Origin of the sequence: Bacillus sp. SN1 (assembly GCF_002796895.1) — a bacterium.
Classification (GTDB): domain Bacteria; phylum Bacillota; class Bacilli; order Bacillales; family Bacillaceae; genus Bacillus; species Bacillus inaquosorum.
Genome location: NZ_PHIE01000007.1, coordinates 162,508 through 174,704 on the forward strand (window position 1 = coordinate 162,508; position 12,197 = coordinate 174,704).

At 40.9% G+C, this 12,197-nt stretch carries 16 protein-coding genes; all 16 read right to left on the reverse strand.

The window, feature by feature from the left end:
* Nucleotides 1–7 precede the first annotated feature (7 nt).
* Entirely contained in the window at nt 8–337 is a 330-nt protein-coding gene (gene flaG / locus CVV77_RS20670) for a flagellar protein FlaG (RefSeq protein ID WP_088111989.1), read from the reverse strand.
* Between the two features lie 243 nt (nt 338–580).
* Nucleotides 581–1,492 carry a flagellin Hag gene (gene hag, locus CVV77_RS20675; protein WP_100276391.1) on the reverse strand — a complete coding sequence of 304 codons (912 nt, stop codon included), beginning with the start codon at nt 1,490–1,492 and terminating at the stop codon, nt 581–583.
* Between the two features lie 143 nt (nt 1,493–1,635).
* Nucleotides 1,636–1,860 (reverse strand): carbon storage regulator CsrA, encoded by a 225-nt coding sequence (gene csrA / locus CVV77_RS20680; RefSeq protein ID WP_003235443.1) that lies wholly within the window; start codon nt 1,858–1,860, stop codon nt 1,636–1,638.
* The gene (gene fliW / locus CVV77_RS20685) at nt 1,854–2,285 is read right to left on the reverse strand and encodes a flagellar assembly protein FliW (protein WP_014115344.1); all 432 of its coding nucleotides are present in this window, start codon (nt 2,283–2,285) and stop codon (nt 1,854–1,856) included. Before fliW ends, csrA begins: the two co-directional genes overlap by 7 nt.
* Nucleotides 2,286–2,317: 32 nt before the next feature.
* Entirely contained in the window at nt 2,318–2,881 is a 564-nt protein-coding gene (locus tag CVV77_RS20690; RefSeq protein ID WP_100276392.1) for a DUF6470 family protein, read from the reverse strand.
* A 46-nt stretch (nt 2,882–2,927) separates the two neighbouring features.
* Complete coding sequence (gene flgL, locus CVV77_RS20695) at nt 2,928–3,824, reverse strand: flagellar hook-associated protein FlgL (RefSeq protein ID WP_100276393.1); 897 nt, start codon at nt 3,822–3,824, stop codon at nt 2,928–2,930.
* 9 nt (nt 3,825–3,833) lie between these two features.
* Nucleotides 3,834–5,351 carry a flagellar hook-associated protein FlgK gene (gene flgK, locus CVV77_RS20700; RefSeq protein ID WP_100276394.1) on the reverse strand — a complete coding sequence of 506 codons (1,518 nt, stop codon included), beginning with the start codon at nt 5,349–5,351 and terminating at the stop codon, nt 3,834–3,836.
* Nucleotides 5,352–5,369: 18 nt separating this feature from the next.
* Entirely contained in the window at nt 5,370–5,852 is a 483-nt protein-coding gene (gene flgN, locus CVV77_RS20705; protein WP_100276395.1) for a flagellar protein FlgN, read from the reverse strand.
* A 15-nt stretch (nt 5,853–5,867) separates the two neighbouring features.
* Nucleotides 5,868–6,134: a flagellar biosynthesis anti-sigma factor FlgM gene (gene flgM / locus CVV77_RS20710; RefSeq protein ID WP_003235453.1), complete on the reverse strand. Its 267-nt coding sequence runs from the start codon at nt 6,132–6,134 to the stop codon at nt 5,868–5,870.
* Between the two features lie 79 nt (nt 6,135–6,213).
* Complete coding sequence (locus CVV77_RS20715) at nt 6,214–6,633, reverse strand: TIGR03826 family flagellar region protein (RefSeq protein ID WP_100276396.1); 420 nt, start codon at nt 6,631–6,633, stop codon at nt 6,214–6,216.
* A gap of 72 nt (nt 6,634–6,705) precedes the next feature.
* The gene (locus CVV77_RS20720; RefSeq protein ID WP_142397316.1) at nt 6,706–7,428 is read right to left on the reverse strand and encodes a ComF family protein; all 723 of its coding nucleotides are present in this window, start codon (nt 7,426–7,428) and stop codon (nt 6,706–6,708) included.
* Nucleotides 7,392–7,688 carry a late competence protein ComFB gene (gene comFB / locus CVV77_RS20725; protein ID WP_019259609.1) on the reverse strand — a complete coding sequence of 99 codons (297 nt, stop codon included), beginning with the start codon at nt 7,686–7,688 and terminating at the stop codon, nt 7,392–7,394. The genes CVV77_RS20720 and comFB overlap by 37 nt, the downstream gene beginning before the upstream one ends.
* 68 nt (nt 7,689–7,756) lie before the next feature.
* Complete coding sequence (gene comFA, locus CVV77_RS20730) at nt 7,757–9,139, reverse strand: ATP-dependent helicase ComFA (RefSeq protein ID WP_100276412.1); 1,383 nt, start codon at nt 9,137–9,139, stop codon at nt 7,757–7,759.
* A gap of 107 nt (nt 9,140–9,246) precedes the next feature.
* Complete coding sequence (locus CVV77_RS20735) at nt 9,247–10,092, reverse strand: DegV family protein (RefSeq protein WP_019259610.1); 846 nt, start codon at nt 10,090–10,092, stop codon at nt 9,247–9,249.
* A gap of 97 nt (nt 10,093–10,189) precedes the next feature.
* On the reverse strand, nt 10,190–10,879 hold the full coding sequence (gene degU / locus CVV77_RS20740; RefSeq protein WP_003219701.1) for a two-component system response regulator DegU: 690 nt from the start codon (nt 10,877–10,879) through the stop codon (nt 10,190–10,192).
* Between the two features lie 82 nt (nt 10,880–10,961).
* On the reverse strand, nt 10,962–12,119 hold the full coding sequence (degS, locus tag CVV77_RS20745) for a two-component sensor histidine kinase DegS (protein WP_003235467.1): 1,158 nt from the start codon (nt 12,117–12,119) through the stop codon (nt 10,962–10,964).
* Nucleotides 12,120–12,197 lie beyond the last annotated feature (78 nt).

The following is a 12,197-nucleotide window of genomic DNA, read 5'->3' on the forward strand; positions in this document are numbered from 1 at the left end:
TCCTAATCTACTTTTTTTCATCTACAAATAACCCAAGAAATTCAGTCATAGCCGCATAAAAATCAAGCCACCGTTTCGGCGGAATTTCGCGGATGACTTCATTTGTAGAGTCCTCTATTACCTTTACATAGTATTCATTTAACTTTTCATGGAGCTCAAACTTCAGATGAACTTGCGAAGGTTCCAAAAGCTTGTTCATTTCCCCTACCATTTCAACAAGATGGGTATATGAAACTTGATGAACAGGAACCTCACTCTCATGATCTTTCTGATTATGTATTTGAGTATCATAACGATCCCAAACAGGTTGTAACGTAGTGAGCCTTTCAATATTCAATTGATCATCCCCTATGCCCCAATCTATCGTTTATATCGACTAAGTCGAGATAAGATTACACATATTTTTGGAAAAAAACTCATCCGTTTTATATTTCTTGTTTGGAAATACATTTATAAAGCAGGTGGAGAATTCGATTATTATATCATGAGCTAACGAAAGGTTAGAGACAGCAAGGGGAATGATTCGGAGTTAGAAATATAAAATAAAAGACCCCGGCTAACGCCAAGGTCTGTTTTAAAATTAACGTAACAATTGAAGTACGTTTTGCGGCTGTTGGTTCGCTTGAGCAAGCATCGCTTGAGAAGCTTGAGAAAGAATGTTGTTCTTTGTGAACTCGCTCATCTCTTTAGCCATGTCAACGTCACGGATACGAGACTCAGCAGCTGTCAGGTTTTCACCAGAAGCGCTTAAGTTGTTGATTGTGTGCTCAAGACGGTTTTGTACCGCACCAAGTTTTGAACGTTGAGTAGAAACTGTATTAATAGCATCGTCAACGATTTTAAGCTGTTCGTTGAACCCGCCAGCTGCGTCCGCTGCAGTAGTCGCAAAGTTTTTCACATTGATATTTGAAACTGCTTGTCCAGCAACAAGAGCTCCAGTACCATCTACTGCTCCGATAGCAGTAGCAGCCATGCTTTCGATATTAACAGAAAGTTGTTGACCACCGTTTGCTCCAATTTGGAATGTAAGCTTATTAGTACCAGTAGAACTGAAAGTACCGTCTAAAAGTTTTTTACCGTTAAACTCAGTACGATCGGAAATACCATTTGCTCCACTGCCACCGCCGATTTCTTCAACAAGTGAAGAGATCTCGTCTTGGATTGCTTGAAGGTCAGTACCATCTTGAGTACCTGTGTTTCCTGCTTGAACAACTAGTTCACGAACACGTTGAAGAATAGAGTGAGTTTCAGTCAATGCACCCTCAGCTGTTTGGATAAGAGAGATTCCGTCTTGAGAGTTTTTAGAAGCCATTTCAAGACCTCTGATTTGTCCTCTCATTTTTTCAGAGATCGCAAGACCTGCTGCGTCATCTCCCGCACGGTTGATACGAAGACCTGAAGAAAGTTTCTCCATGTTTTTTTGGCTCGCACTGTTGTTTGAAGACAAACGGTTCAGTGTGTTAAGTGCTGCGATATTGTGGTTAATTCTCATTGTTTTGTTCCTCCCTGAATATGTTTTTAGGCACGTCCTTGTGCCTCATTTTTTGTAACTGGCGAAGTATTTGCGTCTCCTCCCGGCTACATCATTAATATCGGATTGTCTCTGATTTTGTTAATACAAAAATAAAAAAATCCTCACTTTTTTTGTGAGGATAATGCGGAGATCACATCGCTGGATAACGCTGCTGCACGGTTATTTTCTTCCTGAATGGTCAAGTAAATTTCTTTTCTGTGAATATCAATATGCTTTGGGGCTTCAATTCCCAGTTTCACTTGATCACCCTCAACCGCAATCACTTTTACTTCAATATCAGCACCTATTTGAATCGCTTCATTTATTTTCCGCGATAAAACTAGCATGATTCTCCTCCAATCGGATGTTTTGTCGTATATGAGGAGTCGTGTAAAACGACTTGCTTAGCCATCATGTTCTTGCGATTCACAATAATGGGGGCCAATAAATTGGCAGTAGATTTTTCGAATGGCTCTGCCATGGTCAAGATTGTCATGACTTCTACGTCTTCAATATTATCGATATCCAAAAGTTCAGCAGTTGATTCATCAAGGTCAAACTCATAATTCTTAAAAAAGATGAACGGACTCACAACGATGAACGCAAGATTTTCTGAAGTGACGGACTGCAGTGCCACGAATGGAGAGTCTTCTGAAAGCGGAAGAATGACGAACTGTTTTTCTTCTAAAAAGCCTGGAATCCCGTTTTCAAAAAGAATGATTTGTTCTTCTTTTACGTTCATTTGGCCATGGTACTTAGTATGAATGATCATTGTTCACGATCCTTTTCTTTTTACTTTTCGAGTTATTCTTTCGGGTATTCTACATCTATATTTAAATCAGGGTATTGAAGCATGTCAACCTTAACGTTCCCCGGCGTATATTCAACAATTGGTTTATGCGGTTCAGCCTGAATAACAGGCTTTCGCGGCGTAATCTGAATATCAAGCTGTGACGGGGTATATTGTATTTTCACCCTTGAAAGAGAAGGGGCATAATTTTCGCCTAATTGAATTTGGTGCATCTCAGAGTTCCTCTTTGCTTGTGAAGCGATTGGGTTCCCCTTATTTTCAATTCTCATAAGCTCGTCCCCTTCTTCTGCAGTGCGGGCTATTCCCTCCATGACATCCTCATGTCCTTGCTGGGCGGCTTCTTCGATTCTTTTGAATATATGTTTTCTGTCTAATTCTTCCCATGCTTGCGTTTGGTCAATCGTGAGTTTTCCAGGTGTCACCGATATTTCCATTTCCGCGCTTGGCTGTTCGATATCTAAATCGGCTTGCGGCTGCTCCATTTGTAAGCTGGCAGGCGTCGTTGTTAAACCAATTTTCCCTTGAACACTATGCATAATCAATCTGGGAATTTGCATCACTCTACCTCCTAAACTATAAAAAAAGCGAACTCCTAAGAGCCGCTTACTTTAAAAAGTCAATCAATGTAGGCTGAACAATTTGCGCATTTACAGCCAGAGTAGCCCTATGCACGCTTTGCTGCGCAATAAATTCCGTTATTACTTCTTCCAATTCTACATCTTCATTGTCTGATAACACTTTTGTAGCTGTTTCTTCCTGAGCTGAGAGTCTTGTATTAATCAGTTCAAGACGATTATACCTCGCTCCAAGATCAGAACGTTCAGCACTCATGCCCTCAGAAAATTGATCAATATCATTTAAAACGCTATCCATGCCATCTAGTGAACCTGAACTAAGTGCTTTCTCAAATGAGTTAAGCATTTCAAACACATTCTGTCCGCTTTCAGAAGTGCCCCCAAAAGCTGACTTTGGATCTGAATTCACTTTTAATGTCATATTATTAGAGATATTGACAATGACATCAGCAGTATCAGAGATTGTAAAAGTTCCGTCTCCGTTATCTGTAACGGGAGGCTTGTCTGAGTTTGTGCCATTAAAGATATATCTGCCGTTCACTTGTGTATTCGCAATATTTAAAAGCTGTTCCTTTAACTGCTTCACTTCTACGCCAATTGCTTGCCGCTCCGCTTCACCATTTGTGTCATTTTGAGCTTGAACAGCTAATTCTTTGACTTTTGTTAATATGTCAATTCCTTCAGTAATGTTCGTCTCTGTGTTTTCGAGCCAGGTAAAGGCTTGAGAAGCATTATTTTGATATTGCTGCACTTGAGACAATTGCGTATTATATTTTAAGCTTTTCATTGCTACTACAGGATCGTCGGACGCTTTTGAGATTTTTTTCCCTGATGAAATCTGTGATTGAAGTTTATCCAGCTTCGAGTAGCTTGAACCGATATATCTCAATGAGTTTTGCTGAATCATGCCTTGTGTTACTCTCATTTGATCTACCTACCTTCCTCCGACACCCATGCCATTGATCACTTTATCGAGTATTTCGTCTTGTAAAGTGACCATTCTCGCAGCAGCATTGTATGCGTGTTGGAATTGAATCATATTCGTCATTTCTTCGTCTAAAGAAACAGCACTCATTTGCTGACGGTTTATGTCAGCATCATTCAGCTGTGTTTCTGTATTAGACGCCAGGCGATTAGCTTCTTGTGCTTTAATTCCAAGCTCGCCAATCAGTCCTGCATAGTAATCTAACACACTTGTTTTTTTACCATTAATGGTTATATCACCGGTTAAAACATTCGCTAAATTTGTTGCATTTGAATTATCGTTGGCTGCGCCAGTAAGTGAGAAAGCAATGTTTGCGCCTTTTGAATCTAATATGCTGTCAGCAACTTTAATCTTGCCTGCTGCTCCTTTTACAGTTTCACCGCTGGTAAAATCAAAAAAGTCCCCGCCTTGTTCGCCGCTCTTGGTCAAACCATTTCTGTGCACCTCATTAAAAGCTTTTGCGAATTCAAGCGCCATATTATCAAGGTCAGAAAGCATGTCCGGGTATATGCCCTTTTCTTGGCCGTCTGCTGTTACATACCCGTAAGACTCTATAAATCCTAAAAGGGATCCCTTACTGCTGAATGACTCAGCCTGTACAGCAGTGTCTCCGATTGAAATACTTGATACTAACCCAGTTTCATTATCATAGTTGGCTGCAAGTTCTGAAACCTCGTAATTTTTACCGTCCAAAACAGTTCCCAGAGACTGTTTATTCTTATCAAGGATTTCAATGGAAACAGTCCCTTCAGCAGAAGCAAGCGCATTCCCGCCTGATTTGTTGTAACTGACCTTGATATCAACCATTGAGGATAATTTATCTATCAACAAATCTCGCTGATCATATAAACCATTCGGAAGAAGCCCGACCGGTTCTACTTGTGCGATTTGCTTATTTAAACTGTTTAATTGAGAAAGCAGAGAATTGACATCCAACACAGTCGTATCTAGCTCTGCTTTTAAGTTCGATTGAACATTTGTAAGTGATTCAGAAATATAATTAAACGTTTCTGCTACAGCTTTCCCTTTTTGAGCAACAACAGAACGCGCGCTGTCTTCGTTTGTATTATTCGATAATTCCTGCAGGGAATTCCAAAACGAATTGAGCACACTGTTTAAGCCGCTGTCATCCGTCTCATTTAAGATGCCTTCCATTTGGGACAGAGCTTTAGCTTTCGTGTCGTAGTATCCGGCACTGTTGTTTTGAAGACGGTATTGGTAGTCAAGAAAGATATCTCTTATTCTCTCAACTGACTTCCCTTGAACACCGGTTCCCATTTGTCCTGCAGTTTTTTCTGCGTTTTTGGATACAGCAGGGAAATAGTCAGTTGCCTCTAATGAGACTCGCTGTCTTGTATAACCATCAGTATTGGCATTTGCCACGTTATTTGCAGTAGTGCTTAACGCTGCCTGCTGAGCGCTTAACGCCCGCCTTGCAGTTTCAAGCCCCATAAAGGTAGATGTCATATTCTGAATTCCTTTCTGCTAAACTTTTGAATCAAATAGTTTCATTCGGCTGCTCTTCGGAAGCTCAGCTTTAATTGATTTACTATAATTGAAGTTGTTTTCCTTAGGAACCAGCGTATCGTATGAAATAGAGATGAATTGCAGCGCGTCTCTCGTCAGCTGCCTATTCATCTCATTCACTTCTTTCAGTCGTCCGAGAACTTTAGAAAGAGATTCATATAGTTGTTCCAGCTCTTCCTTTTCACTGCCAGAGGTTTTGGCGATACATGCGGAAATGGTGTTATTTTCGCTGTATCCGAGAAAGGCAGAAGTTGCTTTGATCCGGTCATCTTCTGTCTGCCCGATAGCTTGAATATATTTTTGCTCTTTTGTCAAAATATTAGAAAGCTCTTTTGTTTTGCCGCCTTTGAGCGCTTCAGTCTTTTCCTCAGACAGCGTGAGCAGGTGCTCATGCAGAACGCAAAGTCGCTTCAATTGTTCAATAATTGGCTTTGCTGACATGGGCTTTCTCCTTTTTTATTGCTTTTTATAAAAATTAATCATATTTTTCGCTACATGATTTGCGTCTACTTTGTATGACCCGTTTTCAATTTGCGCTTTAAGCTGCGCAATTTTTTCCTGGCGTGAACCAGTGACTGCGTCGGATGCATTTTGCATTTCTTTAGCCTGTGATGAAATTTCAATTTTATCTTGAGGCTGTGCAGCAGTTTTTTGCACCGCTTGCTTTTCATAATTTTTTTGGTATGGATTAACGGATTGTGTTCCAAATTGATTGATTTTCATAGGATTCCTCTCGCTTTCCGTTGCAGTCTTTAAACAATCTAACCCTTTTATCGACTGCGTTTTCAGTTAGTTTAGGGAATCAGTTGTTTTTGGTATTATAGGCATAGTATGTGTCTTTTTTACTATTTTTTCTCTCTGTTTTCAGTGCGTCCTCGTGGTCCAAATGATCCATTTGAGCCTTTAAATCGGACTGACAACCCTTGCAGAACTTGCCTTCCCGAATCGATGTCCCGCACCTTTCACAAGGGTATGCCAAATTGGGAAGATGAGTGATTTGAATGCGTTTTTGCCTGATGAATTTCAATATCAGCTCTTCTTCTACACCTGTTTCCTCGGTTATACGGCTCAAAGTTGATTGCCGGTTTTCCTGTTTCCTTAAAAACTTATATACAATCTCAAATGATTTTTCTTCTTCCTTAATACACGCCTGACATACGGTTTGCAGCTTTGTTTTTAAAAATAAAGCATTGCATTTCGGACAATTCGCCAGTTCTCCCATCTTTTTTCTCCTTATTCGATAATATGCCTGTGTTAATTTCTAGTGATTATATCGGCATAAAAACAGAATCATTTAGCTTCTGATCAAGGTAAAAGATGCCACTGAACGTGCTTTTCCTTTCTCTAATAAACAGCGGGCTGCAAAATGCAAAGTGGCGCCTGTTGTATAAAGATCGTCTATTAAAATGATATTCATACCTTCGGCTGAGTTGTTTTTTGTATCAAAAATACGCTCCGAAAGCAGGCGTTCTGTTTTCTTTTTCTTAGACTGTTTCTCATTATTCAGGCGGATGAGGGGATGGTGGATAGGACGGTCTAAACATTCTGCCAGGAGCTGCGCCTGGTTAAATCCGCGCTCTTCTTCCCGTTCCTTGCTCAGCGGAATAGGAACGAGAACAAAATGCTTATCGGGGTAAACCTCTGAGAAGGCTGAAGAAAAATCGCTTTTAAATGCATTTATGATTTCTGCATCACCTCTAAATTTAAAACGGGAGAGCGTTTCTTTCATCATTTCATTATATGTGTAAACTGAACGGTTTTGGCGGAGCAGTAAACTGTCACTGACCCTTGATTTCCACACCTCGCAATCTCTGCATACCGCATGAACGGATTGAGGTCTGCCGCACAAGGTGCAGATTTGTCCTGTGATTTTCTTAAATTTGCTTCTGCAGGAATGACAGACCTTTTCGTCAGGCTTTAATAAAAAAAGGGCGCTCCATGTAACAGCTTGAGAAAATTGTGAATCGCACAATAGACAGATCAGTTTATGAATGCCTCCTCCTGCTTCGTTTGGCATAAATCGCTTGGACTCTCTGATACCACAGCAGCAGATTCAGCCAAAATGACAAGCATAGCCGTGTTTTTTTGTTTATCTACCAGCTCAGCTTTCGTATATGCGATCTTTTTAAGATCAGTGACATAGGATGGCTTTACTTTGTTTAAAGAAAGTGCCAATACATCGTTTCTACATACTTGGCAAGTGCAAGTCATATGAAGCTGGTCCATATATCGGTCGAGCAGTTCTTTCATTACGATTTCTTTTGAATTGACAAGCATTTTTACAGCTCCTCATCATCGGTTATATGAGTATACTGTACCATGTTTTCAAATAATGGCTAGTCTGTTCATTCATTTTTTGCTGCCAAGTCATTCATTTCTTTTATATGCTTTCTTGCATCCAGCATACTCTTTGTTTTTCCGTAGTGAAAGAAAATGACATCACCATCCGCATGTTCTTTATGCCGCCCGGTTCTTCCTGCAATTTGAACAAGTGCGCTTTCCGTAAAGATAGGTGATTCTGCCCCTAATACACCTGTCTGCACCTTTGGGACCGTGACGCCTCTTTCTAGTATTGTTGTTGTGAGTAAGAGATCAAGCTGGCCGTCTCTGAATTGCTGTACTTTCTCTTTTCTTTGCTTATCTTCCGCATGTACAGACGCAATTCTGCAATTAACATCTTTAAAGCATGCAGCTGCCTTTTTCAGAACAGAAACGGAGGGAACAAATAAAAAAACAGGCCTCCCCTCTTTCACATGAAACGCTATCCATCTCTTTACCGCTGACGGAATTTTGTTTCGGTTTAATTTCTTTTTCCAGTTTCCGCACCATACAAAGCGCGGTTCTGGCAAAGGTTTTTTGTGGTGTCTTGCTGGAATCCGAACTGAGTGTAGCTGTCCGTTCAGTGTTTTTCTTTTTAATTCTTTAGGGGGTGTTGCACTTAGGTAAACAAGAGTGCTGTTTTTCTTTCTTGCTTTTTGAACAGCGAATTGAAGAGTTTGATCAGCAGAATACGGAAAAGCATCAACTTCATCAACAATCATGACGTCGAATGCGTCTTTATATCGCAAGAGTTGATGTGTAGTGGAAATCATAAGCGGAGATAACCGCCCTTTGTCCTCGCTTCCTCCATAAAGCGCTGAAATGTCAGCACCCTGAAAGGCAGCCTTGAGTCTCGGAGCTAGCTCTAATACAACATCGGTGCGGGGTGTCGCAATACAAACACGCAATCCTTTATTTAATGCGGATTCTATACCGGGGAATAGCATCTCTGTTTTGCCAGCGCCGCAAACCGCCCAGATGAGGAGCTCTTCTTTTTTTGATATGGCCTCAATTAAGACATTGGCAGCTTTTTGCTGTCCGCTTGAGAGCTGGCCATTCCACGTAAGCTTGATAGGCTGCCCATTTGGTTCATCCTCCTCTATCCATGAATATAAAGGAACATTTTCACTCACTCTGCCCATCATGACACAAGAACGGCAATACAGCTGATTCTTTCCAGATGAATGATAAAAAGAAAAATACCGCTGGTCATTTTGGCCGCACCTATTACATCTATACCCCCGTTTATTTATGGATATAGAGTTTTGAGCGGCGATATAGCCATTTTTGATATGCCATTCAATCATCTCCTCGGAAAATGGGAGTTCAGTTCTGAGCAACTGACGGCTTTGAAGCGTCTGCTGCAATTCTTTTGAGAAAGAAATGTTCTTTTCAGCTGGCACAATCAGCATAGCACCGCCTCCTTTCGAGACAGTATGCCTGAATGAATATTTTCTGTCCAGCAATCAAAATAAGAATATAAAAAAATCTCCGCTGCTAAAACGGAGATTTTGCGTTATTTAAAACACCAGCAAATTCCTAGCGCGCCCTCACCCAAATGAGTGCCGATTACCGCGCCAAAATAGCTGTTATAAAATTCAACATGAGGATATTTAGCAGAAAGCTCTTCAATGATTTTCGCCGCTTCTTCTTCTCGATTAGCGTGGATAACAGCAGCACGCATAGGCAATCCTTTACTCGCATCTTCGTCTAAAAGCTCATAAATTCGCGAAATTGCTTTTTTACGTGTGCGAATCTTTTCAAAAGGCACAATTACCTTATTGTCAAAATGAAGAATAGGCTTTACCTTTAGAAGACTCCCAATGAAGGCTTGGGCGCTGCTTAATCGTCCGCCCCGCTGAAGGTGGGCTAAATCATCTACCATAAAATACGCTCGAACTGTTTTTTTCATTTCTTCCAATTCTTTTATAATATCTTCCGGCGATGATGCTCCATTTTTGATTAATTCAGCCGCTTTAAGCGCATAAAATCCTTGGGCCAAACAGCTGATCTCTGAGTCAAATGGATACACGTCAATATTGTCGACCATAGTGTCAGCCGCTGCTGCACTGCTGAACGTACCGCTGATTCCGCTGGAAAGATGGATACTGATGACCGCATCATAAGTCTTGCCAAGCTCTTCATACAAAGCAACCAGCTCGCCGATTGGCGGCTGAGAAGTCGTCGGAAGCTCATTATGTTTTTTAACTTCTTCGTAAAAGCTTTTCCAGTCCAGTTCGATTTCTTCACGGTAAGTTTCTTCCCCAAAAACAACCTGAAGGGGGATCATATGTATCTGATGTTGTTCACGCATTTCTTTCGGAATATATGCTGTGCTGTCTGTTACTACTGCAATATTCATAGCTTCGATACCTGCCTTATTGCTTTATAACTCTATTGTAAGGGAAACAGCGACCTAAAAAAAGACCTGCCTAGTAAAAGGCAAGTCTCATTTTATACTATCTCATTTCTACCCAGCCATTTTTAATGGCGACCACAACAGCTTGCGTCCGGTCGTTTACATTCATTTTTTGTAAGATATTGCTCACATGGTTTTTCACGGTTTTCTCACTGATAAACAATGATTCACCAATACCGCGGTTGCTTTTTCCGTCTGCAAGCATCTGCAGCACTTCACATTCCCGCCTAGTTAAAATATGTAATGGTCTGCGGATTTCAGGGTAAACCTCATGCTGAGGATGTGCAGAAACTCCGCTTGTTGCAAGACGGCGGAATTCGTTAACGAGGTTGTGAGTAACCTTCGGATGAAGGTAAGAACCACCCTCTGCAACTACTTTAACCGCTTCAATTAATGTATCAGCATCCATCTCTTTCAGCAGATAACCTCTTGCGCCTGTTTTCAGGGCATGTGTTACATAATTTTCGTCATCGTGAATTGATAGAATAATTACTTTAGATTCAGGATACAGCTCTACAAGCTGTTTTGTAGCTTCCACACCATTTACGTTTGGCATATTGATATCCATGATCACAACATCAGGATGATAGTGCTCTACAATACGAGCCGCTTCGTCTCCGTCGTCACCTTCGGCTACCACTTCAAAGGTAGGTTCAAAATCCAATATCCGTTTTACACCTTCACGAAATAACTGATGGTCGTCGATAATAACAATGTTTACTTTAGTCACAAGCCACGCCTCCTTGTATTATTGTTCTATATACTCTATCATTCAGTCAATATGCCTTTTGGCTCTATTTTACAAATCATAGTCAAAGAGATAACGGAACCTTAATCATAATAAATGTCCCAAGACCTATTTTCGAATCTATTGTCATGGTTCCTTCCAATAAATCTACTCTTTCTTTCATGCCCAGCAAACCGAATGATTTGTTTTTCTTCTCTTTCGCTTCCTTCAGGTCGAACCCTTTGCCGTTATCTTTAATCATTAAAATCACAAAATCCTTTGTGATCTCAACTTTGACTGTAATTTCTTCAGATTCAGAATGCTTTAGCGCATTAGACACAGCTTCCTGTGCGAGCCTGAAGAGCGCAACTTCAAACTGGGGCGCTAGGCGCTTATCCTCTGTTTCACCGATGCATTGAAAATGTATTTTGACCTTCCCGTTATATTCCTCGGTTGTATATAGATATTTTCTTAAAGTTGGAATTAGGCCTAGGTCATCAAGGGCCATCGGTCTTAAATCATATATAATCCTTCTCACTTCGTAAAGGGCATTCCGCACATTTTGACGGAGATTTTTAATTTCTTGGAATCCGTCCTCAGCACCCCGGTCACGGAAAATCCGCTCAATTAATTCCGATCTCATCATAACATTTGCCAGCATTTGAGCAGGCCCGTCATGAATTTCTCTGGAGACTCTTTTTCGCTCTTCTTCCTGCGCCTCAATAATTCTTAAGCCGAAATCCTGTTTTGCCTGAGCATCAGCAAGCAGCAGTCCCACCTCGCGCAAATCCTGATTCAAGTAGTTGAGCACAACTGTAATTTGGCTTACTAATGATTCAGACCGCTCAATGATTTCCTGAAGGCCTAACAATCTGCGTTCTAAATCATCCCGGCGTTCTCGCAGTTGCTTCTCACGCTGCTGGATCATCGTCAATTCTACCTGCAGCTTATGGGCTTTTTCGTAAGCATTGCGGATTTCTTCTTCACTGAATCTATGAAAATTGCGGCTGACCTCAGATAAACGGTTTCTCGCATGGCGGGTTTGCACTTCAAGTTTATCGCCAAGCTCGATAACTTCATACACCTGCTGTTTAATTTGTTTCAGTTCTTCAACCAGCTGTTCATACTGCTGGCGTGACTGCTCCCCGATTTGAAAAACCTCGTCCTTGCTCCCGTCAACGGTTTTCAGCATCTTCATCAAAATAGAATCCAGCACTTTGGAATCCATCTTTGTTTTATTCATAATTTCCCTCCGTCACGGCGTTGTCATATATTTTTATTATAAATGTAATTGATCTGCAAATTGTGTCGAATTATAATG